Source organism: Sinorhizobium sp. 7-81 (assembly GCF_030124405.1).
Classification (GTDB): domain Bacteria; phylum Pseudomonadota; class Alphaproteobacteria; order Rhizobiales; family Rhizobiaceae; genus Sinorhizobium; species Sinorhizobium psoraleae.
Window position 1 is genome coordinate 47,338 of the sequence record NZ_JASKLT010000012.1, and the last position, 22,099, is coordinate 69,436.

At 62.3% G+C, this 22,099-nt stretch carries 20 protein-coding genes; 12 read left to right on the top strand and 8 right to left on the bottom strand.

What is annotated here, in order from left to right; translation table 11 throughout:
- Positions 1-11: 11 nt before the first annotated feature.
- The 3 genes from QN224_RS27090 to QN224_RS27100 all read right to left on the bottom strand — a co-directional run bounded on the left by QN224_RS27090 (position 12) and on the right by QN224_RS27100 (position 3,060).
- Positions 12-1,997: an amidohydrolase gene (locus QN224_RS27090; protein WP_283979141.1), complete on the bottom strand. Its 1,986-nt coding sequence runs from the start codon at positions 1,995-1,997 to the stop codon at positions 12-14.
- Positions 1,997-2,281 (bottom strand): XapX domain-containing protein, encoded by a 285-nt coding sequence (locus QN224_RS27095; RefSeq protein ID WP_283979191.1) that lies wholly within the window; start codon positions 2,279-2,281, stop codon positions 1,997-1,999. Before QN224_RS27095 ends, QN224_RS27090 begins: the two co-directional genes overlap by 1 nt.
- A gap of 122 nt (positions 2,282-2,403) precedes the next feature.
- Positions 2,404-3,060 (bottom strand): hydrolase, encoded by a 657-nt coding sequence (locus QN224_RS27100; RefSeq protein ID WP_173512402.1) that lies wholly within the window; start codon positions 3,058-3,060, stop codon positions 2,404-2,406.
- A gap of 338 nt (positions 3,061-3,398) precedes the next feature.
- Here QN224_RS27100 and QN224_RS27105 point away from each other — a divergent pair, with 338 nt between their 5' ends.
- From QN224_RS27105 to QN224_RS27135, 7 genes are all read left to right on the top strand, one after another.
- Positions 3,399-4,421, top strand: coding sequence for a LacI family DNA-binding transcriptional regulator (locus tag QN224_RS27105; protein WP_283979142.1), 1,023 nt, complete (start codon positions 3,399-3,401; stop codon positions 4,419-4,421).
- A gap of 115 nt (positions 4,422-4,536) precedes the next feature.
- Positions 4,537-5,205, top strand: a complete 669-nt coding sequence (locus tag QN224_RS27110) for an amino acid ABC transporter permease (RefSeq protein WP_283979143.1) — start codon at positions 4,537-4,539, stop codon at positions 5,203-5,205.
- Positions 5,206-5,216: 11 nt separating this feature from the next.
- Positions 5,217-5,873: an amino acid ABC transporter permease gene (locus QN224_RS27115; RefSeq protein WP_283979144.1), complete on the top strand. Its 657-nt coding sequence runs from the start codon at positions 5,217-5,219 to the stop codon at positions 5,871-5,873.
- 46 nt (positions 5,874-5,919) lie between these two features.
- Positions 5,920-6,717 (top strand): transporter substrate-binding domain-containing protein, encoded by a 798-nt coding sequence (locus QN224_RS27120; protein WP_283979145.1) that lies wholly within the window; start codon positions 5,920-5,922, stop codon positions 6,715-6,717.
- 20 nt (positions 6,718-6,737) lie between these two features.
- The gene (locus tag QN224_RS27125; RefSeq protein WP_283979146.1) at positions 6,738-7,517 is read left to right on the top strand and encodes an amino acid ABC transporter ATP-binding protein; all 780 of its coding nucleotides are present in this window, start codon (positions 6,738-6,740) and stop codon (positions 7,515-7,517) included.
- Positions 7,518-7,678: 161 nt separating this feature from the next.
- A complete protein-coding gene (locus tag QN224_RS27130) occupies positions 7,679-8,587 on the top strand; it encodes a 2-hydroxyacid dehydrogenase (RefSeq protein ID WP_283979192.1) in 909 nt (302 codons plus the stop codon).
- A gap of 13 nt (positions 8,588-8,600) precedes the next feature.
- On the top strand, positions 8,601-8,924 hold the full coding sequence (locus QN224_RS27135; RefSeq protein ID WP_173512408.1) for an EthD family reductase: 324 nt from the start codon (positions 8,601-8,603) through the stop codon (positions 8,922-8,924).
- A gap of 88 nt (positions 8,925-9,012) precedes the next feature.
- Here QN224_RS27135 and QN224_RS27140 read toward each other — a convergent pair whose 3' ends face one another.
- Entirely contained in the window at positions 9,013-9,858 is an 846-nt protein-coding gene (locus tag QN224_RS27140) for an AraC family transcriptional regulator (protein WP_283979147.1), read from the bottom strand.
- A 393-nt stretch (positions 9,859-10,251) separates the two neighbouring features.
- Here QN224_RS27140 and QN224_RS27145 point away from each other — a divergent pair, with 393 nt between their 5' ends.
- Positions 10,252-11,181 carry a LysR family transcriptional regulator gene (locus QN224_RS27145; protein WP_173512409.1) on the top strand — a complete coding sequence of 310 codons (930 nt, stop codon included), beginning with the start codon at positions 10,252-10,254 and terminating at the stop codon, positions 11,179-11,181.
- 167 nt (positions 11,182-11,348) lie between these two features.
- Here the strand turns inward: QN224_RS27145 and QN224_RS27150 are convergent, their stop codons facing one another.
- Both QN224_RS27150 and QN224_RS27155 read right to left on the bottom strand, forming a co-directional pair.
- Positions 11,349-12,476: an FAD-binding oxidoreductase gene (locus QN224_RS27150; RefSeq protein ID WP_283979148.1), complete on the bottom strand. Its 1,128-nt coding sequence runs from the start codon at positions 12,474-12,476 to the stop codon at positions 11,349-11,351.
- An 81-nt stretch (positions 12,477-12,557) separates the two neighbouring features.
- Positions 12,558-13,514, bottom strand: a complete 957-nt coding sequence (locus QN224_RS27155; protein WP_336621130.1) for a LysR family transcriptional regulator — start codon at positions 13,512-13,514, stop codon at positions 12,558-12,560.
- A gap of 166 nt (positions 13,515-13,680) precedes the next feature.
- Between QN224_RS27155 and QN224_RS27160 the strand changes: the two genes are divergently transcribed.
- Positions 13,681-14,868 carry an acyl-CoA dehydrogenase gene (locus tag QN224_RS27160; protein WP_283979150.1) on the top strand — a complete coding sequence of 396 codons (1,188 nt, stop codon included), beginning with the start codon at positions 13,681-13,683 and terminating at the stop codon, positions 14,866-14,868.
- Positions 14,869-14,879: 11 nt separating this feature from the next.
- The gene (locus QN224_RS27165; protein WP_283979151.1) at positions 14,880-16,067 is read left to right on the top strand and encodes a CaiB/BaiF CoA-transferase family protein; all 1,188 of its coding nucleotides are present in this window, start codon (positions 14,880-14,882) and stop codon (positions 16,065-16,067) included.
- A 162-nt stretch (positions 16,068-16,229) separates the two neighbouring features.
- Here the strand turns inward: QN224_RS27165 and htpG are convergent, their stop codons facing one another.
- Complete coding sequence (htpG, locus tag QN224_RS27170) at positions 16,230-18,128, bottom strand: molecular chaperone HtpG (protein WP_283979152.1); 1,899 nt, start codon at positions 18,126-18,128, stop codon at positions 16,230-16,232.
- A 334-nt stretch (positions 18,129-18,462) separates the two neighbouring features.
- Here htpG and QN224_RS27175 point away from each other — a divergent pair, with 334 nt between their 5' ends.
- Positions 18,463-19,419: a phosphate acetyltransferase gene (locus tag QN224_RS27175; protein ID WP_283979153.1), complete on the top strand. Its 957-nt coding sequence runs from the start codon at positions 18,463-18,465 to the stop codon at positions 19,417-19,419.
- A gap of 4 nt (positions 19,420-19,423) precedes the next feature.
- Positions 19,424-20,602 carry an acetate kinase gene (locus QN224_RS27180; RefSeq protein WP_283979154.1) on the top strand — a complete coding sequence of 393 codons (1,179 nt, stop codon included), beginning with the start codon at positions 19,424-19,426 and terminating at the stop codon, positions 20,600-20,602.
- A 20-nt stretch (positions 20,603-20,622) separates the two neighbouring features.
- On the opposite strand, the gene QN224_RS27185 is transcribed toward QN224_RS27180, so the two are convergent.
- A complete protein-coding gene (locus QN224_RS27185; protein ID WP_283979155.1) occupies positions 20,623-22,098 on the bottom strand; it encodes an NAD-dependent succinate-semialdehyde dehydrogenase in 1,476 nt (491 codons plus the stop codon).
- Position 22,099 lies beyond the last annotated feature (1 nt).

Genomic DNA, 22,099 nt, shown 5'->3' on the forward strand with positions numbered 1-22,099 from the left:
TCGCGCCTTCCTCAGACGGCCCAGCAGGAGCAGCCAAGCGCGCCCCAGAAGCCCTTGAGATCCGCAACCGGCAGCTTCGACGTCCAGGCGCCGGCATGGTCATGTCCATGGACGCCGCAATTGCTGGCGCAGCCACAGGTCGCGATCGCGGTGCGGCGCAGCGAGCGCTTGCCGGCCCCTTCGGGCTCACCCCAGGCGGCATAGCCGGCAAAGGTGCGCACGGGAGACCAGTCGGGCATGGCCGGCGGCAGCTCGCCTTCGTCGTATTCGGCAAAGGTGCCAGCAGCATAGACGACCTTGCCGCCGACGACCGTCAGCTCCGACGTGAGAAACGAGATCTCGTCCTCCGCGCAGGCGAAGAAGTCCTTATCGGGGACGATCAGATCGGCGAACTGGCCCTTCTCGATGCGGCCCTTCTTGCCCTCCTCGTTGGAGAACCAGGTGACGTTTTCGGTCCACATCCTCAGCGCCGTCCCGCGGTCGAGGCAATTGCGCTGCGGATAGACGCGCATGCCGCCGACCGTGCGGCCGGTGATCATCCAGGAAAGCGAGACCCAGGGATTGTAGGAGGCGACGCGGGTGGCGTCGGTCCCCGCCGATGTCTTGACGCCCTTTTCCAGCATGCGTGCCACCGGCGGCGTCGCCTCGGCCGCACCTGCACCATATCGCTCGACGAAATACTCGCCCTGGTACGCCATGCGGTGCTGGACGGCGATACCGCCGCCGAGCGCGGCGATACGGTCGATCGAACGCTCGGAGATGGTCTCGGCGTGATCGAAGAACCAGTTGAGGCCTTCGAACGGGATATCCTTGCTGACCTTTTCGAAGACGTCGAGCGCGCGGCTGATCGTCTCGTCATAGGTGGCGTGCAGCCGCCACGGCCAGCGATTCTCGGCGAGAATGCGCACCACCTCCTCCAGTTCACCCTCCATCTGCGACGGCATGTCCGGGCGCGGCTGGCGGAAATCCTCGAAATCGGCTGCGGAGAAGACCAGCATCTCCCCGGCGCCATTGTGCCGGAAATAGTCGTCTCCCTGCTTGTATTTCGTCGTGGACGTCCAGCTGAGGAAGTCCTCCTTTTCCTGCTTCGGCTTCTGCGTGAAGAGATTGTAGGCCATCCGCACCGTCAGCAGGCCGTCGTCGGCGAGCTTCTGGACGACCTCATAGTCGTCCGGGTATTTCTGGTAGCCGCCGCCGGCGTCGATTATGCCGGTGACGCCGAGCCGGTTGAGCTCGCGCATGAAGTGACGCGTCGAATTGATTTGATATTCAATTGGCAGCTTCGGTCCCTTGGCGAGAGTTGCATAGAGAATGGTCGCGTTGGGCTTGGCGAGCAGCAGTCCGGTCGGATTACCGGCGGAGTCGCGAGTGATCTCGCCGCCGGGCGGTTCCGGCGTGTCCTTGGTGTAGCCGACGGCACGCAGGGCGGCGGCGTTGAGCAGCGCCCGATCGTAGAGATGGAGCAGAAAGACCGGCGTGTCCGGCGCGACGGCGTTGATTTCCTCAATGGTCGGCAGCCGCTTCTCGGCGAACTGATGTTCCGTGAAGCCGCCGACCACGCGCACCCATTGCGGCGGCGGCGTGATCGCCACCTGGCGCCTCAACATATCCATAGCATCGGCGAGCGAGCGGATGCCGTCCCAGCGCAGCTCCATGTTGTAGCTCAGCCCGCCGCGTATGACGTGCGTATGGTTGTCGATCAGGCCCGGCAGAGCGCGCCTGCCCTTCAGGTCGATGACCTTGGTGTCCTGGCCCGCAAGGGCCATTACCTCCGCATCCTGTCCGACGGCAAGGAACTTGCCGTCCTTGATGGCAACCGCAGTTGCATTCGGCTTGGTGCGGTCGAGCGTGGTAACCAGGCCGTGATGCAGGATCAGATCGGCGCTCATTGGATTGTCTCCTGAAATCGAAACTGGATCGGCGGCGCGCGCCGGTGAAAACAGGCTGGGGAGCGCCAGGGCGGACGCCGCTCCCAGAAAGCCGCGCCGGGTCGGCATCAGCCAATCCCCCGGGTTGGAGGCTGATCGGGCACAGCCTTGTGATCGACCCCGGTCGGCAGTTCCCCGAAAAGGTGCGGGACACAGCGGCTGTTGAACCAGGAAACGTTGACAGGATTGCCCGATATCAGGCGTTTGACGACCGGGACGGCCTGTTCGCCGATGAGGATGCCCAAGAGCCCCACCAGCGCGATAACCGGCGGCGCCGGCGAGCGAACATTGAGCAGGCCGTAAATGACGCCCACGAGCACCCCGGCGCCAAGCGACAGCAGGTACATTTTCATAGGCATGGTCCTTTCCGCGAGAGGCGCCGTTCCGCGCGTGGACGGAACGGCTTTAACTCTTTGAAACTACGCAATTCCGGGCGCACATTTCCTGGAATTGCTCAAGCCTGGTTTTGGAGGCTTTAGTGCCCTTCGGACGCGCCGAACATGCTCTTGGCGTAGATGATGCCGAGGCCATAGGATCCGCCGAATTTCTTGGCAATGCCGGTCGTCATCTCGTAGGTCTCGGTGCGGGCCCAGTCGCGTTGCAGTTCCAGCATGTATTGCAGCGAGGTCATCGGCCGGACGCCAGCCTGAACCATGCGGTCCATGGCGCGCTCGTGCGCCTCGTCCGAAACGTCGCCGCAGGCATCGGCGATCACATAGACCTCGAAGCCCTGGTCGAGCGCCGAGAGCGTTGGTCCGACGATGCAGACGGAGGTCCACAGTCCGCAGAAGACCAGCCGCTGCTTGCCGATGGCGTTGACCTCGTTGATGACAGCCGCGTCCTCCCAGGTATTCATCGAGGTGCGGTCGAGCAGCGCCTGGCCCGGAAAGGCCTCGGTGATCTCGCCGAACATCGGGCCCGAGAAGGTCTTTTCGGCGACCGTCGTCAAAATGGTGGATACACCAAAGCCCGCGGCGGCATGCGCCACGAGCGCGGCGTTGTTACGCAACAATACCGCGTCGATCGATTTCGTCGCAAAGGCCATTTGCGACTGAAAATCGATCATGATCAGCGTGTGATCCTTCGGCGATATCAGAAGAGAACCGGGGGTCGGGGTGGCGTTCGTCGGCATAGAGACCTCCATAAGGTTATAGGACTGGGCACAACCTAGTACGTGCGAGAGGATGCTGATTGTAGATCACTGCGCTCATTGTCGAAAATTGCTCGGCGGGTGATCTTTCTTCGTCGACCTTCGCAAACCTCATTCAAATAGCTTAGCGTGACAAGTCAAAGACGCCCGGGAAGGACGATGTGTTCGCGACCGGGCGGCGCGGCGCATTACGTCCCCCGGCGATCATGGCGATATCTCTTGGACGCGATGTGCGGCGACCGCTTTCCGATTGCAGCGTTTGCCCGGTTCTCGTAGTCGACTATAGTCCTCTCCACGCATTCCTTTCCCATCGGTATTCAATGTCCTCCGAAGAACGAAAAAAAACTCGCGTTACGCTCCTCGATGTCGCGCGACATGCAAACGTCTCCCGCGCGACCGCCTCTCTGGTCCTTCGCAAGAGCCCGCTGGTTGGCAGCGAGACGCGCATGCGCGTCGAGGAGGCGATGCGGGACCTCGGTTATGTCTACAATATCGGCGCCGCCCGCCTGCGCGTCGAACGCAGCCAGATCATCGGTGCCATCGTCCCAAACCTAACCAATCCCTTCTTCGCGGAGCTCCTGTCAGGCATCGAGGAAATCATCGGCGCGACCGGCAAGGTCGTCATCCTCGCCAAAAGCGGGGATCGAGTCGAGCAACAGGAAATGCTGCTCCGGCGCATGCGTGAACACGGTGTGGATGGGGTTATCCTCTGCCCTGCCGCCCACACCGAATCGACGCTCTCCGAGCAGATAACCGCTTGGGACATGCCGGTGGTGCAGGTGTTGCGCCACATCTCCTTCGATATGGATTATGTCGGGGCCGACTATGCAACAGGGATGCGCCAGGCGGTGGATTATCTCGCCTCGCTCGGCCACGAGAGAATTGCCTTTGCCGTCCACGGGCCGGTCCACTCCGCCTATCAGGAACGCGTGGACGGATTTCGCGACGCCATGCTGTCGCGTGGTCTCGATCCGAGTATGCTGATCCGCTTTCCGACACAGCTCGGTGAAATCGCCCAGGCGACCCATCTTCTTTTCGACCGGGCGACACGGCCGACCGCCGTGATATGCTTCAACCACCTTGTGGCCCTGGGTCTTTCTGCGGGACTTCAGGATTGTGGACTGACGATCGGCCGCGATCTTTCCCTGATCGGCTTCGACGACGTGGCGGACGCCGAGGCGATCCGCCCAAGGCTTACTTCGGTCTCGACCGGCCCCGTCGCTATCGGCGAAATGGCGGCACGACTCCTCGTCGAACGGATCGCCGATCCGGCCCTGCCGCCGCGCCGCCTGGTGAACGACACGACCTTGCACATCCGCCAATCCTGCGGCCGACCCAACTGAAAATTTGACGATCACCACGGTTGACGCCCGCCTGGAAACCTTTTAGATCGATCTAAGTGACGTGAACGCGGGGAGGCGCGACGTCCGTCTCGGTGGTTTGGGAGGAGGTCCCGGCATGTACGAATTCAATTTCACACCTGTCCTGGCGTCCTTCGACCAGTTGCTGGTCGGTGCCTGGCTGACGGTCCGCCTGTCGTGCGCCGCCATGCTGATCTGTCTCGTCGTCTCCATTGTCTGCGCCTGGGGAAAGACGTCCGGGCCGAAGATCCTGCGTACCGTGATCGACGGCTATATCGAGATCATCCGCAATACGCCTTTCCTCGTGCAGATCTTCTTCATCTTCTTCGGCATGCCGTCGCTTGGCCTGAGGCTGTCGCCGAACAGTGCGGCGCTCCTGGCGCTCGTTGTCAATTTCGGTGCCTATGGCACGGAGATCATCCGTGCCGGCATCGAGTCGATCCACAAGGGCCAGGTGGAGGCGGGGTGGGCCTTGGGCCTGTCGAGGGCGCAGATCTTTCGCTACGTGATCATGAAGCCGGCCCTGCGGACCGTCTATCCTGCGCTCACCAGCCAGTTCATCTACCTGATGCTGAATACCAGTGTCGTGTCTGTCATCTCTGCGGATGACTTGGCTGCCGCCGGAAACGACCTCCAGTCCGCAACCTTCGCGAGCTTCGAGGTCTATATCGCGGTCACCTTGATCTATCTCGTTTTGTCGGTCGGCTTCTCCGCGCTGTTTTACGCGGTCGAGAAAATGGCCTTCAAATACCCGCTCAGCCGCTGAGGAGCGCTGCCATGATCAGAGTCTTCGGCTGGAACGAGTTCCTCGTCATTGTTATGGCGGCGCAATGGACGATTGCGCTTTCGGCCATCGCCTTTGCCGGTGGCAGCGTCGGCGGACTGTTGATCGCATTGATGCGCGTGTCCGAAGTGCGGGCTTTCCGTCTCTTCGCCACCGGTTTCATCCGCGTTTTCCAGGGAACGCCGCTGCTGATGCAGCTTTTCCTGGTGTTCTTTGGCATGAATATCTTCGGCTTTGCGATCAACCCCTGGATCGCCGCGACGATAGCGCTAGCGCTTCACGCCAGCGCCTTTCTGGGCGAGATCTGGCGCGGCTGCATCGAAGCGGTGCCGAAGGGGCAGGGTGAGGCCGCGACGGCGCTTGGCCTGCGCTACTATCATTCCATGCGCCACGTGATCCTGCCCCAGGCGATCCGCATCGCGGTCGCCCCGACCGTCGGCTTCCTGGTCCAGCTGATAAAGGGCACGTCGCTCGCATCGATCATCGGCTTTACCGAGCTGACCCGGCAAGGGCAGATCATCAACAATGCGACCTTCAGCCCATTTCTCGTATTCGGCACGGTGGCCGCTATCTATTTCCTCTTGTGCTGGCCGCTGTCGCTGGTCGCACGTCGAATGGAAACCCGCTTTTCCCGCGCAACGGCACGTTGACGGGCCCCGCCGGCGGGAGGGCCGGCATGTGAGAAGGGAAGGAAGAATGAATATCTCGAGACGCATGGCAATGTCGGTTCTTGGCGCTGCACTTCTCGCCGGTTTCGTGTCCCCGGCTGCCGCGCAGACGGTGGAGGCGATCAAGTCGGCCGGAACCGTCAAGGTTGGAATGCTGGTCGATTTTCCGCCGTTCGGGATTATGGACGCGAGCAACAATCCGGACGGCTATGACGCGGACGTCGCGAAATTGCTTGCCAAGGAACTCGGCGTCGAGGTGACGATCGTGCCCGTGACCGGCCCGAACCGCATCCCCTATCTGCAGAGCAACCAGGTGGACCTGCTTGTCGCTTCGCTGGGCATCACCGAAGAGCGCGCCAAGAACGTCGATTTCTCGCAGCCCTATGCTGGTATCTCGATCGGCGTGTTCGGCGCCCAGGATCAGGCAGTCGCAAAGCCGGAAGACCTGGCCGGCAAGACGATCGGCGTGGCGCGCGCCAGCACGCAGGATACGGCGGTCACCAAGATCGCGCCGCCGGACGCCAACATCCAGCGTTTTGACGACGATGCCAGTGCGGTGCAGGCATTGCTTTCCGGCCAGGTCGAGCTGATCGGCGTGTCCAACGTCGTCGCCCAGCAGATCGAGGCGGCTGCCCCCGGGCGGTTCAATCAGAAGCTCGTCTTGAACCAGCAGGTTCAGGGCATCGCCGTCCGCAAGGGATCGAGCGAGATGCTGAGCTTCGTCAACGCCTTCCTCGACAAGGTCAAGACGGACGGTCAGCTCAACGCCATCCACGAGAAATGGCTTGGTTCTCCGCTGCCGGACTTCGTGACCAAAGCGAAATAAGAAAACTGGAGCCCCTCGCGATGAACATGGTAAGCGAAATCGCCTCCGCCCCCGGTGCGCGCGGGGCTTCTGATCCGGCCGTGCGCATGGAGGACGTGAACAAGTGGTATGGGTCCTTTCATGCCCTGAAGAACGTCAACCTGACCGTTGGCCGGGGCGAACGGATCGTTATTTGCGGACCTTCGGGCTCCGGCAAGTCGACGATGATCCGCTGCATCAACCAGCTCGAGACCATTCATTCGGGCAGGATCGTCGTCGATGGTCATGACCTGACCGCCGGTGGAAAGAATGTCGATCTGATCCGCCAGGAAACCGGCATGGTCTTCCAGCAGTTCAATCTGTTTCCCCATATGACGGTACTCGAGAACTGCACGCTCGCTCCGATGAAAGTGCGCGGCGTGACGAAAGCCGAAGCCGAAGAGACGGCCATGAAGTTTCTCAGGCGCGTGCGCATCCCCGAGCAGGCGGCGAAATATCCGGCGCAGCTTTCGGGCGGACAGCAGCAGCGCGTGGCGATCGCGCGCGCGCTCTGCATGAATCCGAAGATCATGCTTTTCGACGAGCCGACTTCGGCACTCGATCCGGAAATGGTGAAGGAAGTACTGGACACCATGGTGGATCTCGCGAACGAAGGCATGACTATGCTCTGCGTGACGCACGAGATGGGCTTCGCGCGAAGCGTGGCCGATCGCGTCGTGTTCATGGATCGCGGCGAAATCCTCGAAGTCGCAACGCCCGATACCTTCTTCAGTGCCCCTCAACACGAGCGCACACGCTTCTTCCTCGGCCAGATCTCCTGACGCCGCACTCAGCTGAAGCGGGTCGCGTTCAAGCGAATTTCGACGCGCTTCAAGTCTTTGTTTTCATGCATGTTGTTGTCCCGAAGGCGATGCGCGCTTCTTTGGCGACATGCAATAGTTGGAGTTTAGACGTGAAACCAGATTTGTTGCTCGTAGAGCCAATGATGCCGCTCGTCATGGAGGAGCTTTACCGGGATTATACGGTCCACAGGCTCTATGAGGCCGGCGACCAGCCGGCGCTCGACGCCGCGCTTTCTTCCATTCGCGCGGTTGCCACCGGCGGCGGTTCGGGTCTGCCCAATGGCTGGATCGAGAAGCTTCCTTCGCTTGGGATTATCGCGATCAACGGGGTCGGCACGGACAAGGTGGATCTTGCCTTTGCGCGCAGCCGCAACATCGACGTGACGACGACACCGGGCGTGCTCACCGATGACGTAGCGGACCTGGGTATCGCGCTCATGCTTGCGGTGCTGCGCCGGCTCGGCGAGGGTGACAGGCTGGTGCGGGAAGGCCGCTGGGCGGCGGGCGAACAATTGCCGCTCGGCCATAGCCCGAAGGGCAAGCGGATCGGCGTGCTCGGCCTCGGGCAGATCGGGCGCGCGTTGGCGCTCCGCGCGGAGGCCTTCGGCATGTCGGTGCGCTACTGGAACCGCTCCAGGCTGACCGACGTCAACTGGGTGGCCCATGAAGGCCCAGCCGATCTCGCCCGTGACAGCGATGTGCTCGCCGTCTGCGTGGCGGCGAGTGCCGCAACCCAGAACATCGTCGACGCCTCCGTGCTTGAAGCACTCGGCCGCCAGGGCATCGTCATAAACGTCGCGCGCGGCAGCGTCATCGACGAGGACGCCTTGATCGGGGCGCTGAGATCCGGAACGATCGCGGGTGCGGGGCTCGACGTCTTCGTCAACGAGCCGAAGATCCGCAGCGAATTCTATTCGACGCCGAATACCGTGCTCATGCCGCATCAGGGCAGTGCGACGGTCGAGACGCGCATAGCCATGGGGCAACTCGTGCTTGCGAATCTCGCCGCCCATTTTGCCGGCGGGAAATCGCCGAATATCGTCAACTGAAGCGGGGACCATCATGATTGTTCGCCAAGCCCTTTTTGAGGGCATGATACATCCTGGCCGTGAGGGGGCATTCCGCGCCTACGTGGCGGAGAAGCTGATGCCGCTTTGGCAGGCCTTTCCGGGCGTCCGGGAAGTCAGGGTTCTCCATGCCGTGGAGCGCGATGCGGGAGCGACGCCGTTCGCGATGATCCTTTCCACCGCCTACGATGATCGCGAAGCTCTAGCGCAGGCCCTGGAATCACCTGTGCGCTACGAGAGCCGCGAGATGACCAAGGGCCTGCTGGAGATGTTCGACGGACACATCCATCATCATGTGTTCGAGCTTAGCCAAGACTAGGAAGAGGCGCCTCAGGCGCAAACGTCATATGGCATCTTGACTGTTCTCGGCATCACAAGAGGATAAGAAATCGACGAACTGGTGAACGTCATTTGCGCTGCATGCGCCGCCAAGCGGCTGGCGAAACATCGCAGATAGACGAGAATACATGGGTCAGATGGCTTTGATCCGCAAACCCGCAACTGACGGCGATCTCTGCTATGGGTGTCTCTCCCAGGATCAGGCCTTTCGCTTTTTGGATTCGGTGTTCGGTCAGCCAGCGATGCGGCGTGCGCCCGGTCGATTTCTTGAATGCCCGAATGAAGTGGCTCGTGGACAGGCCGCAGATCGATGCGACCTCCGCCATTGCGATTTTGCGTGACACATGTTCTGCAAGATAGGCCGTCGCGGCAGCCAGTTGATGTTTGGAAAGGCCATGCGCCTGAACGGAGGCGAGGTCGACGCCGCCGTAGCGGCTTACGAGATGGGCCTGCAAGGCAAGCAAGACGTGGTCTACATACAGGCTGTCGGCGTTCTGCGGATCTGAAAGAGCAGGCAGGAGCGCCTGGGCAAGATGGTGCACTACCGGGTCGATCTGGCCGGGCTCGCATTTGAGGCGGGAGAGGCCGCCTTTTCCGTTGTCCCGCAAAAACGCCTGCAGGACCTTGCGATCGATCGCAAATCGCATGTTGTCGAATTGTGAGCGATGCTCGCAGCGCCAGTCTTCGGCAAGATCTGTGATCGACAATGCCCCCTGCGCGTGGCCTCCATCATGCACCAGCCGCCCGTTTTGCCACAAACGGTGATCCTTGAACGCGCGAAGTTGAACGATGGTGCTGAACGAGTCCGAATTCGGGATTGCGATGCTCTCCTGCTTGCCGACATGATCGCTGCGAACATGGGCAACCGACATGGTGTCTGATCGAAGTACCGTCACTTGCGGTCCGATTGGCATGAGTTTCCTCCCTTCTTCGTTAGGAGCCGAGCGACAAAAAGCTAGCCGCGAGCGGTTGCGCAGCGCTGCCTCTTCTTGGCGGGTGGAGATGATCAGGATCCGGAAAGGCTTCCCCGCTACCTCCTCGGTTGAGGCCCAAATGCGCGGCGAAGATGAAGGCGGTTACCACCCCACGTCGTCCGTTATCGCGCATTCACGATTAGCGTGGGGATGCGGCCGGAAGCCTTTGCGGTGGTATCCGGCGGAGGGTCTCAGCGCGATCACGACAGATCTCCTTATGCTCCGGCGCCGCTGTTTCCTCGCCGCCTCGCCATCTTGGACCGTGTATACAGGCTTGCGGGCTTGCTTAGACAGTGGGATAATTGAGACATATTTGTTCGAGAAAGTTGAACGATGTCCAATCCCGGCACACCGACTTTCGAGCAGCTTCGAGTGTTCCTGGCCGTCGTCGATGCCGGGAGTTTTGCGGGCGCCGCCCGCCGACTCAATCGTGCCGTCTCCGTCGTCAGCTACGGCATTGCCAACCTGGAAGCGCAGCTCGGTATCGAGTTGTTCGAGCGCGAAGGCACGCGCAAACCCAAGTTGACGGCCGCAGGGCGAACCGTGCTCGCGGAAGCGCGGGCACTCGCCCACGGCCTCGACGGTCTGCGCGCCAAGGTGAAGGGACTGCTCGACGGTTTGGAGGCCGAGGTGGACATCGCGGTCGACGTGATGCTGCCGGCGGAAAGGCTCGGCAAGGTATTGCGCGCCTTTGCCGAAGCGTTTCCCACGGTGTCGCTGTGCCTGCATGTCGAAGCCCTCGGTGCGGTCACCGCGGCCGTGCTCGAGCGCAAGGCGGTGATCGGGATTTCCGGCCCGCTGGCGGTGGGCGTCGAGGGGGTGGAGTGCATCGCAGCCGGGTCGGTGCCCATGGTTCCGGTGGCCGCGCCCGACCATCCGCTCGGGCGCATGGAAAGGATCGAGCCGGGAGAGGCGCGAAATCACGTCCAACTCGTCTTGACCGATCGTTCACTCTTCACCACGGGGCAGGATTTTGCGGTGCTGAGCCCTCGGACTTGGCGGCTCGCCGACCTCGGCGCCAAGCATGCGCTGCTACGCCAGGGGATTGGTTGGGGCAACATGCCCCTGCCTCTGGTCCGGCCCGACCTGGAAAGCGGCACGCTTTTGCGGCTCGACATGCCTGACCACAAGGGCGGAATCTATCGCTTCGCCGGCGTCTGGCGGCGCGACACGCCGCCAGGACCGGCCGCTTCGTGGCTGTTGGATCAATTTGTGGCGCTGGGCGCCAACGACGTCGAAGAAGAGGGGCTTTCCGACATCTGAAGCAATTCCAGGAAATGTGCGTAACGGCATTCCGGCCGGTGCGCAGTTTCAAAGCGTTAGCCCGAACCGAGCGCATTGCAGATAAACGTGTTCTTTGTAGAGCATCGCTGCGACTCGCACTGCCGCTTGGCCGCACACATGCCGTCCCGCGGCTTTCCGTTATGCGCCTACTTGGGGAAGCGGGCAGGGGAGAACGCCCGAGGATCAAGCGCTTCGATCCTGAACTCTTCGGACAGGGGGGCGCCCGTGAGCTGGCTGGCGGCGAGCGCTCCGAGCGCCGGTGAAGTGAGAATACCGTAGCCGCCCTGGCCGGCAAGCCAGAAGAAATCCGAGCGCCCTGGCGCAAAACCGACGACGGGCAGCTTGTCCGCGGAAAAACTGCGCAGGCCCGCCCAGCTCTTGGCGATCCGCCGGACGGAGATGGTAGTGGCTTCTTCCACGTAGTGTGCTGCCCAGGCAACGTCGATCTCCTCCGGCTGGACATCGGATGGCTCACAAGGCGTGGCGTCAGCGGGAGAGGCGAGCAGTCGGCCGCCTTCCGGCTTCATGTAAAAATCCTCGTCTATCTCGTTGATTTCCGGCAGGGTTCCCGCGTCGACGCCATCCGGAAGGTCGACGGTGATGGCGGTACGCCGATGCGGGACAATACCGATCGGGTCGACCCCGAACAGCGCAGCAACCGGATCGGCCCAGGCGCCGGCGGCGTTGACTGCAACTTTCGCGCTGATTTCACCAGCGGACGTCTTGAGGACCCAGGTAGTTCCATCGGATTCGGCCGACAAGACCTTATGGCGTTCCAGGACGTCGCATCCGTTGCGGCGGGCGCCCTTGACGTAGCCCTGGAGCAGGTTCTCCACCTCGATGTCCCAGAAGTTCGGATCAAAGTAAGCGGCAGCGACATAATCGGGCTTGAGGATCGGGACGCGAGCGATTGCCTCCGCGGGTGTCACGCGCTCGATTTCCGGCGTGAACGCGCGTTCCTCGGCCAGAACGGTTTCGAAGCGCTCGATTTTGTCGGCGCTCGCGATCATGACCCCGCCGCGCTGCTTCAAGAGCGGCACGTCCGTGAAGCCCTGCGGCGGTTGATCGAAGAAAACCTTGGAAATCCTCGCCAGCGCGCACACTTCCGTCGCGTTGTACCTCAATACGAATTCTGCGGCGGAGCGACCGGTGCTGTGGTAACCGAGCGCGTCTTCCCGTTCGATGACGGCAACCGACCGGTGCGGGCTAAGGACATAGGCAAGCGACAATCCCGCAATTCCGCCGCCGATGATGACCACATCGTATTTCCGCATATTTCCCGTTCCTCACGTCCTTCGCGCGGACCATAAGGAGGCTAGAAGCGTCGTTCAAATTTATAGTGGGAAATGCCGTTATCAATCCTGGTGATGCGCCAGGCAGTGATCCAGCGGTTCCGTATCCGCGACATGGGCGAGAAAGGCGGCTTCCGCCGGATTGAGGATCGAGTTCGGATTGGAAATGCGAAAGACATCCGTCGTCGGAAGGTCGCTATAGGGCGGCAATTGCCACAACTGCCCGGCCTTGACCGCAGGGCCTGCGAGGTGATCGGGCAGCATGCCGATGCCGACATTCGCCGAAATCAGCCGCGTGACTTCCTCGACATTGCAGGAAACGCCTCTGACTTGCTGGCCGAAGGAACCGATTGCGCGAACGGCGGTCACCGAATTCATGTGCTGTCCGCCCAGCACGTCGGCAATGAAAGCGATATAGGGATTGCCGCGCAGGTCGTTGAAATCGATGCCTTCGACGCCGAACAGCGGATGGTCGCGCCCGCAATAAAGTGCGTAGCGCTCGCGTATATGGAAGCTCTTGTTCAGTCCGTCGGGTATCACCCCGTCGCAAAGACCCATCGTCGCGATGTTGCGCTCGACAGCGCTGAGTACATCGACAGTCGTTGCCACGGTGATCGAGATCGTTACTTTCGGATGCAGGCGGAAGAAAGTTTCGAGCTTCCGGTCCCAGGCCGGATTGTGCGCATGGCTTACCGCATGAATGTTGAGATGACCGGTCACCTCTTCCCCGGCGGTCTCCAGAACATTGGGCAGGCGGATTACCGCCGCAAAGATGTCCCGGCACTGGCCGTACAATTTCTCGCCTGCTTCGGTGAGATCGAACCGGCCCGGCCGGCGGTCGATCAGCTTCTGCCCGATGGTCTGTTCCAGCCGCTTCAACGCCATGCTGACGGCCGGCTGCTGCAGAAGCAGCCGGTTGGCCGCTGCCGTGATGCTGCCCTCCTCGACGACGACGACGAAGGTGCGCAAAAGATTCCAATCGAGATTATGGGCAAAACGTTCGAGGCGATTGTTGGTCATGGCGGCGGGCGTGTCGGTCTCTGTATCGCATTTGCGAATAATCAGCAGAACCGCCTCGGGCGCAAGGTCCATTCCGCAGACGCATGAGTCAGTGTCTCAATTTCGTTTGAAACGAATGATCCCGCTTGCCATAACCACATGCGGAAAAACACGACGGGAGAGAGACATGGCCGAAAAGATCCAGTTCCAATGGGACGATCCGTTCCTGCTCGAGGATCAGTTGAGCGAGGACGAGCGGATGATCCGCGATACGGCACGCGCCTACGCTCAGGAGAAGTTGCAGCCGCGTGTGATCGAGGCCTATCGGGAGGAGAAGACCGACCCGGCGATCTTCCGTGAGATGGGGGAACTCGGCCTGCTCGGCGTCACCGTGCCGGACACCTATGGCGGCGTCGGGGCATCCTATGTCGCCTACGGTCTCGTCGCCCGCGAAATCGAGCGCGTCGATTCCGGCTATCGTTCAATGATGAGCGTCCAATCGTCGCTCGTCATCTATCCGATCTTCGCCTACGGCTCCGAGGATCAGAAGCAGAAATACCTGCCGAAGCTTATCAGCGGCGAATGGATCGGCTGCTTCGGTCTGACCGAGCCGGACGCCGGTTCCGATCCGGCTGGCATGAAGACACGAGCGATCAAGACCGATGGCGGCTATCGGCTGATCGGCTCGAAGATGTGGATTTCCAACGCGCCGCTCGCCGACGTTTTCGTCGTCTGGGCGAAGTCGGAGGCGCATGGGAATGCGATCCGCGGCTTCGTCCTGCAAAGGGATGCTAAGGGACTTTCGGCACCGAAGATCGCTGGCAAGCTTTCGCTTCGCGCGTCGATTACGGGTGAGATCGTTCTCGACAATGTCGAGGTTGCCGAGGATGCGCTGCTGGCGAACGTCGAGGGGCTCAAGGGTCCCTTCGGCTGCCTCAATCGCGCCCGCTACGGCATCTCCTGGGGAGCATTGGGTGCCGCCGAATTCTGCTGGCATGCGGCGCGTCAATACGGGCTCGACCGCAAGCAGTTCAACCGCCCGCTCGCCCAGACCCAGCTCTTCCAGAAGAAGCTCGCGGACATGCAGACCGAGATCACGCTGGGCCTGCAGGGATCGCTCCGTGTCGGCCGGCTGATGGACGAGGGCCGGATGGCTCCTGAGATGATCTCGATCGTCAAGCGCAACAACTGCGGCAAGGCGCTCGATATCGCCCGCATGGCCCGCGATATGCACGGCGGCAACGGAATTTCCGAGGAGTATCAGGTCATGCGCCATATGCTGAACCTGGAAACGGTCAACACCTACGAGGGCACGCACGACGTTCACGCCCTGATCCTCGGCCGCGCCCAGACCGGGCTCCAGGCCTTCTTCTGAGCGTTGCGGCCATGGAAACCCCACTGAAGGGCATTCGCGTTCTCGAACTCGCCCGCATTCTGGCGGGCCCCTGGATCGGCCAGACGCTTGCAGATCTTGGAGCCGAAGTGATCAAGGTCGAGAGCCCGGCCGGCGACGATACCCGAACCTGGGGGCCCCCCTTTGTGGAGGGCGAGGGTGGCGAGAAGCTCGACGCCGCCTATTTTCATGCCTGCAACCGGGGCAAGCGATCGGTCGTGCTCGACTTCACGACGGAGGAAGGGCAGGAGGCGGTGCGCCGGCTGGCGGCGCAATCCGACGTCCTCCTCGAAAACTTCAAGGTCGGCGGTCTCGCCAAATACGGGCTCGATTATGAGAGCCTCCGGAAGATCAATCCGCGGCTCATCTATTGTTCAGTGACCGGTTTCGGCCAGGATGGGCCCTATGCCCACCGCGCCGGTTACGACTACATCGTTCAGGGCATGAGCGGCATCATGGATCTGACCGGTGAGCCGGATGGCGAACCGCAGAAGATCGGCGTCGCCTTTGCCGACATCTTTACCGGCCTCTACGGTGTAATCGCAGTGCAGGCGGCGCTCGTGCAGCGCGAACGCACGGGCGAGGGGCAGCAGATCGACATGGCGTTGCTCGATTGCATGACCGGCGTGCTTGCCAATCAGGCGCTGAATTTTCTCGTCTCCGGCAAGGCGCCGCGTCGCCTCGGCAACGCCCATCCGAACATCGCGCCTTACCAGGTTTTCCCTACCGCCGACGGCCACCTGATCGTCGCCGTCGGCAACGACCGGCAATTCGTCAAATTCTGTGACGCGCTTGGCCGTCCCGAGCTTGCGACAGACCCGCGTTATCTGACCAACGCTGGCAGGGTTCAGCATCGTGACACCCTTACCCCGGAGTTGGCTGCGGAAACGGCGAGGTTTACGCGGGATGCGCTTCTGGCGAAGCTCGAAGCCGTGGGCGTGCCGGGCGGCCCGATCAACACGGTCGCCGACGTCTTCGCCGATCCCCAGATCCTCCATCGCCAGATGCGGGTGGACACGCCGCATACCGGCGCGGCGGCCGGTACTTCGCCGGGCGTCAGGACGCCGCTTCGTTTTTCCGGCGCGTCGCTCTCGCTTGAGCGCGGCGCGCCCCGGCTTGGGGAGCACACGACGGAAGTGCTGTCCGAGATCGGCATGGCCGTCCCGAAAGCAAAAGGCTGAGACCGGCTAGGCCTCACGTTGCGAGTTTGCAGCTTTTGCCCCTCACCCTGGCCCTCTCCCCGCAAACGGGGCGAGGGGATTTTGGCGCCGGCGCTGCGGCGAGTCCCTTCGCCCCGCTTGCGGGGAGAAGGTGGGCGGCAGGCCGGATGAGGGGCATATCCGCTAAGTTTCTGAACTCTTCAAAGCTCGGGTGAAGACGCGTGACAGCCGCTCGGCGAAGGCGCGCGGGTCCTCCGGCTTGTCGCCATCGAGCACGCGCGCCTGGTCAAGCAGAAGCTTCACCGCATCCTTGCGGAAGGCCTCGTCCTCAGCCGGGCAGGCGGCAATGGCCGTGATCAGCGCGTGGCCGGGATTGATCTCCAGGACCGGCTTTGCCGCGCTGTCGATGCGGCCGGCTCCCTGCAGCATTTTCTCAAGCTGGCGATCCGGTCCGTGCTCCGGCGCAACGAGGCAGACCGCGCTTTCCGTCAGCCGCTCCGAGGTCCTCACGTCTGAGACCGCGTTGCCGAGCGCCGCCTTGGCAAAGGTCACGAATTCGGCGACGGTCTGGTTCGTTTCCGCGGAGGTCGTACCGTCGGCCTCCTGCTTCGCAATACCGGCGAGATCGGCGGCCCCTTGCGTGATTGACTTGAACGGCTTGCCTTCGAAATCCGGCGCCGAGGTCACCCAGAAGCTGTCGACCGGATCGGTGAGCAGTAGCACTTCGATGCCGCGGGCACGGAATCCTTCCAGCTGCGGCGATGCCTTCAGCTGCGCAAGGTTGTCGCCGGCGAGGTAGTAGATCGCCGTCTGCCCTTCCTTCATGTCCTTGACGTAGTCGCCCAATGCCCGCGGCTTGTCGTCCGAAGCGGTGGTGCGGAAGCGTGAGAGCGCGATGAGCTGTCCCCGCCGTTCGAAATCTTCGTAGATGCCTTCCTTTATGACGCTGCCGAAGTCTTCCCAAACTTTGGCGAAGGTTTCCGGCTCGCTTTCCGCGAGCTTCTCGATGCTGGTCAGAACCCGGCTCGTCAGCCCCTTGCGGATGCTGGCGAGCAGCGGGCTCTCCTGGATCATCTCACGCGAGACGTTGAGCGGCAGATCGGCCGTATCGATAAGCCCTCGCACGAAGCGCAGGTAACGCGGCAGCAATTCGGCCTCGTCGGTGATGAAGACGCGCTTGACGTAGAGCTTCATCCGCCCCTTGCGATCCGGGTCGAAAAGATCGAAAGGCTTGGAGCCTGGCACGAAGGCGAGTGCCGTATATTCGTGGCGGCCTTCGGCACGGAAGTGAACGGTCACGGCCGGCTCGTCATACTGCCCGGCGACGCTGCGGTAGAAATCCGCATAGTCTTCCTTGGAAATCTCGCTCTTCTGCTTGGTCCAGAGAGCTGTGCCGTCCGCGACCTGGGCGGGCTCGTCGCCGGGTTTCTCGACGATCGAGATCGGCACGGGCACGTGGCCGGACTGATCCTTGACGATCCGCTCGACAGTCCAGCGCGACGTGTACGTCTTGGCGTCGCCCATGAGATGCAGCGAGATCCGCGTGCCGCGCGCCGGCGCATCGGCGAGCTCGACCGCGGAAACCGTATAGCTGCCCTTGCCGTCGGAGGCCCAGTGCCAGGCCTTGTCGGAGCCGGCGCGGCGGGAAACCACGTCGACATTGTCGGCTACCATGAAGGCGGAATAGAAGCCGACGCCGAACTGCCCGATGAGCTGCGCGCCTTCCTTGCCCTGAGCGGCTTCAATTCGCTCCATGAACGCTCGCGTGCCGGAACGGGCGATAGTCCCGAGTGACTCGACCAGTTCGTCGCGGCTCATACCGATGCCGTTATCCTCGACGATGAGACGGGCCTTTTCCTCGTCCAGCGTCAACGTGATGCGTGGCGCGGGATCGTTGGCGAGCAGCTCGGGCGCAACGATCGCCTCGTAACGCAGCTTCTCGCAGGCATCTGCCGCATTCGAAATCAGTTCGCGAAGGAAGATGTTCTTGTCCGAGTAGACCGAGTGCACCATCAAATGGAGCAACCGCGCCACATCGGCTTCGAAGACATGTTTTTCGACGGACATTTCGACTTCACTCATCGCGTTGCAAACCTCCTTGATTGGTTTGCCCCAATTGGCAAGCCGTGCGCCGATTTTCAAGGGTTGTCTTGCCGAGGGTACGTTTCGGTGCAATCCTGCCTGCGCTGATAGAGGCCGATAAGGGCGGCGCGCTCTGCCGCTTCGAATGCCGCAAAGTGCCGCTGCCGCGCCGCCTTCTTCTTTGACGCAAATCAACGCTCGAGAGGCCGCGTTGCTTTTATCTGCAATCAGGGAGGAAGCGAGCCGGTCTTGGTCGCGACAAGGAGTGGCGCCAGCGCTGAAGCTCGATGGAAGGCGGCACCGAACGCCTTCTGGTCGGCGAAGGAGTTCCGGAATGTCCGAGGTGACCGCGTTGACGGCCCAGCCGTCCAAATACGACCGGTTGATCGCCGCTGCGCAGGCCGAGGCGCCGGCGGCCACTATCGTCGCGCATCCCTGCGACGAAAGCTCGCTGCGCGGCGCGATTGAAGCCGCAGACATGGGGCTTGTCGTGCCGGTGTTGGTCGGACCGGAAGCCAAGATCCGTAACGTGGCGGCGGAACACCGGCTCGATCTCGGCCAGCGGGAGATCGTCGATGTGCCGCACAGCCATGCCGCAGCCGCCAAGGCGGTCGCACTGATCCGCGAAGGCAGGGGCGAGCTCCTGATGAAGGGCAGCTTGCATACCGACGAACTGATGCACGAAGTCGCCGCCTCCGCCACCGGTCTTCGAACCGAGCGGCGGATCAGCCACGTCTTCGTGATGGACGTCCCTGGCCACGCTGACACGCTCTTTATCACCGACGCAGCGATCAACATCTTCCCGAACCTCGAAGCCAAGCGCGACATCGTGCAGAATGCGATCGACCTCTGGGTCACCATCGGCCTCGGCGAGCCGCGCGTCGCCATTCTTTCGGCGGTCGAGACCGTGACGGCCAAGATTCCTTCGACGATCGAGGCCGCCGCGCTTTGCAAGATGGCGGAACGTGGCCAGATCACGGGTGGCCTGCTTGAAGGACCACTCGCCTTTGACAATGCGATCGATCCGGAATCGGCGCGCATCAAGGGGATCAATTCGCCGGTTGCCGGCCGCGCCCAGATACTCGTCGTGCCGGATCTCGAAGCCGGGAACATGCTCGCCAAGAACCTGACTTTCCTCACCCATGCCGACGCGGCGGGCATCGTCCTTGGCGCCCGTGTGCCGATCGTGCTTACCTCGCGAGCGGACTCGATCCGCACCCGCCTTGCTTCCTGCGCCGTCGCCGCGCTCTACGCGGCACGGCGACGAGCGGCGCAGGTGATAGCGGTATAGCGCCATGGACGCGATCCTCGTCATCAACGCCGGCTCATCGAGCCTGAAGTTCCAGGTCTTCGGCATCGCCGACACGGACCTGAAACGCCATATTCGGGGGAAGATCGACGGCATCGGGACGCAGCCGCGTCTGCTGGCGACTGCGGGCGACGGCAGCCAGCTCATCGATCGGACCTATGACGCGGCCAATGTCCGCGACCTTCCGGCCGCCATTGCCGAGGCTAGACGCTGGCTCTCGACGCTTGACGGCTTCAAGCTGCGGGCGATCGGCCACCGGGTCGTGCATGGCGGCCCGGACTACGCGCGGCCGGTCCTGATCGATGCAACGGTATTGGACCGGCTGGCGAGCTATCAGGACCTTGCTCCTCTGCATCAGCCGAACAACCTGGCACCGATCCGGCTGGCGATGGAGATCAACCCGGATGTGCCGCAGGTCGCCTGCTTCGACACTGCCTTTCACCATGGCCACACCGAGCACACCGATTGCTACGCCCTGCCAAGGGACTTCTATGATCAGGGCATTCGGCGCTACGGCTTTCACGGACTTTCATACGAATACGTCGCCGAGCGGCTCCGGGAGGTAGCGCCGCAAGCGACCCGCGTCATCGTCGCCCACCTCGGCAGCGGCGCTTCGATGTGCGCGTTGCGAGACGGCCGCAGCATCGAGAGTACGATGGGCTTCACCGCCCTCGACGGTTTGCCGATGGGAACCCGGCCGGGGCAGCTCGATCCGGGCGTTGTCCTCTATCTGATCACCCATAAGGGCATGAGCGCCGAGAAGGTCTCGGATCTGCTCTACCATGACGCCGGGCTCAAGGGGTTGTCCGGCCTCTCAAGCGACATGCGCGAACTTCTGGCGAGCGACGACCCCAATGCCGCACTCGCCGTCGCGCATTTCGTTTATCGATGCGCACTCAATGCCGGGATGCTCGCGGCAGCGCTGGGCGGGATCGACGCCTTCGTCTTCACTGCAGGCGTCGGCGAGAACTCTGCCCCGATCCGCGCACGCATCGTCGAAGGCCTCCGCTGGCTCGGGGCGGAGCTCGATCCGGCGGCGAACCAGGCGGGCGCCGCATTGATCTCAACGACCAAAAACCGCGTTGCCCTGCACATTATTCCAACCGACGAGGAACTGATGATCGCGCGCCACACGCTTGCGCTCATCAACAAGCATGCGGCCTGATTGGCCAGGCTGCTGTTTGTTCAGATGTTGCCCATGCAGAGATACTTCATTTCCAGATAGTCCTCGAGACCGTGGCGGGAGCCTTCTCGGCCGATACCGGACTGCTTGATGCCGCCAAAGGGCGCTGCTTCCGAAGACATTCGCCCGGTATTGATGCCGACCATGCCGTATTCCAGCGCTTCGGCCACGTGCCAGACGCGCTTCAGGTTCTCGGCGTAGAAATAGGCGGCGAGGCCATAGATCGTATCGTTCGCCTCTGCCACCACCTGCTCGGTCGTTTCGAAACGGATGATCGGGGCGATCGGGCCGAAGGTCTCTTCCTGGGCGACGCGCATAACATGTGAAATGCCGGTCAGAACCGTCGGCTCGAAGAATGTGCCGTTGGTGCCGATCCGCCTGCCGCCGCATCGTACTTCTCCGCCCTTGGCCAGGGCGTCGGCGACGTGCGCTTCGATCTTCTCGATCGCATGGCTGTCGATCATTGGACCGATCGCGACGCCGGCAGAAAACCCGTCGCCGACAGTGAGTTCGCGCACGCGGGTGACGAATTTTTCCGCGAAAGCGTCGTGTACGGCGGATTGCACATAGATGCGGTTGGCCGAAACGCAGGTCTGGCCGGCATTGCGGAACTTGGCCTGCACCGCGCCTTCGACCGCCTCGTCGATATCGGCGTCGTCGAAAACGATGAAGGGCGCGTTGCCGCCGAGTTCCAGGCTGACCTTCTTGATCTGGTCGGAACATTGCCGCATCAAAAGCCGTCCGACTTCGGTGGAGCCGGTGAAGCTGATCTTGCGGACCTTGGGATTGCTGCAGAGTTCGCGGCCGATGGGGGCGCCTTCGGCGGCGTAGATGAGATTGACGACGCCTTTCGGAAAGCCCGCCTTTTCGGCGAGCACGAACATCGCGCCGGCCACGAGCGGTGTCTGTTCCGCCGGTTTGAGTACGACGGCGCATCCGGCGGCCAGCGCCGGCGAGATTTTGCGCGCCACCATGGAGGCCGGGAAATTCCAGGGCGTGATGGTGCCGACGACGCCGACGGGCTGCTTGATGACGAGCATCCGACGGTCATTGGCCGGCGCCGGGAAGGTTTCGCCATAGACGCGCTTGGCTTCCTCGGCATACCACTCGACATAGGATGCCGCGTGAAGGACTTCACCCTTCGCTTCTGCTAACGGCTTGCCCATTTCGGCGGTGAGAATCGCGGCGAGATCATCGACATGCTCGACGATCAGATCATGCCAGCGGCGCAGGATCGCGCTTCGGTCTTTCGCCGGCTTGGCGGCCCAGAGGCTCTGCGCCGCGGCCGCAGCATCGATCGCGGCATGCGCCTCGTCGGTTCCCATGTCGGGCAGCGTTGCGAGCAATTCACCGGTCGAGGGATTGAAGACGTCGAATGTCGCGCCGGTCCACTTGGCGGAAGGGCGGGTCACACTTTCGAGCGCGGCAAACAGTTCGCCCGCGCGAAGGTGCTTGTTAAGTGCGGCTGTCAATCCCATG

Bases quoted from the DNA above. Each gene is read 5' to 3' on its own strand.
- QN224_RS27090 (WP_283979141.1), bottom strand. From the start codon at position 1,997: ATGCCGACCCGGCGCGGCTTTCTGGGAGCGGCGTCCGCCCTGGCGCTC.
- QN224_RS27095 (WP_283979191.1), bottom strand. From the start codon at position 2,281: ATGAAAATGTACCTGCTGTCGCTTGGCGCCGGGGTGCTCGTGGGCGTC.
- QN224_RS27100 (WP_173512402.1), bottom strand. From the start codon at position 3,060: ATGCCGACGAACGCCACCCCGACCCCCGGTTCTCTTCTGATATCGCCG.
- QN224_RS27105 (WP_283979142.1), top strand. From the start codon at position 3,399: ATGTCCTCCGAAGAACGAAAAAAAACTCGCGTTACGCTCCTCGATGTC.
- QN224_RS27110 (WP_283979143.1), top strand. From the start codon at position 4,537: ATGTACGAATTCAATTTCACACCTGTCCTGGCGTCCTTCGACCAGTTG.
- QN224_RS27115 (WP_283979144.1), top strand. From the start codon at position 5,217: ATGATCAGAGTCTTCGGCTGGAACGAGTTCCTCGTCATTGTTATGGCG.
- QN224_RS27120 (WP_283979145.1), top strand. From the start codon at position 5,920: ATGAATATCTCGAGACGCATGGCAATGTCGGTTCTTGGCGCTGCACTT.
- QN224_RS27125 (WP_283979146.1), top strand. From the start codon at position 6,738: ATGAACATGGTAAGCGAAATCGCCTCCGCCCCCGGTGCGCGCGGGGCT.
- QN224_RS27130 (WP_283979192.1), top strand. From the start codon at position 7,679: ATGATGCCGCTCGTCATGGAGGAGCTTTACCGGGATTATACGGTCCAC.
- QN224_RS27135 (WP_173512408.1), top strand. From the start codon at position 8,601: ATGATTGTTCGCCAAGCCCTTTTTGAGGGCATGATACATCCTGGCCGT.
- QN224_RS27140 (WP_283979147.1), bottom strand. From the start codon at position 9,858: ATGCCAATCGGACCGCAAGTGACGGTACTTCGATCAGACACCATGTCG.
- QN224_RS27145 (WP_173512409.1), top strand. From the start codon at position 10,252: ATGTCCAATCCCGGCACACCGACTTTCGAGCAGCTTCGAGTGTTCCTG.
- QN224_RS27150 (WP_283979148.1), bottom strand. From the start codon at position 12,476: ATGCGGAAATACGATGTGGTCATCATCGGCGGCGGAATTGCGGGATTG.
- QN224_RS27155 (WP_336621130.1), bottom strand. From the start codon at position 13,514: ATGACCAACAATCGCCTCGAACGTTTTGCCCATAATCTCGATTGGAAT.
- QN224_RS27160 (WP_283979150.1), top strand. From the start codon at position 13,681: ATGGCCGAAAAGATCCAGTTCCAATGGGACGATCCGTTCCTGCTCGAG.
- QN224_RS27165 (WP_283979151.1), top strand. From the start codon at position 14,880: ATGGAAACCCCACTGAAGGGCATTCGCGTTCTCGAACTCGCCCGCATT.
- htpG (WP_283979152.1), bottom strand. From the start codon at position 18,128: ATGAGTGAAGTCGAAATGTCCGTCGAAAAACATGTCTTCGAAGCCGAT.
- QN224_RS27175 (WP_283979153.1), top strand. From the start codon at position 18,463: ATGTCCGAGGTGACCGCGTTGACGGCCCAGCCGTCCAAATACGACCGG.
- QN224_RS27180 (WP_283979154.1), top strand. From the start codon at position 19,424: ATGGACGCGATCCTCGTCATCAACGCCGGCTCATCGAGCCTGAAGTTC.
- QN224_RS27185 (WP_283979155.1), bottom strand. From the start codon at position 22,098: ATGGGATTGACAGCCGCACTTAACAAGCACCTTCGCGCGGGCGAACTG.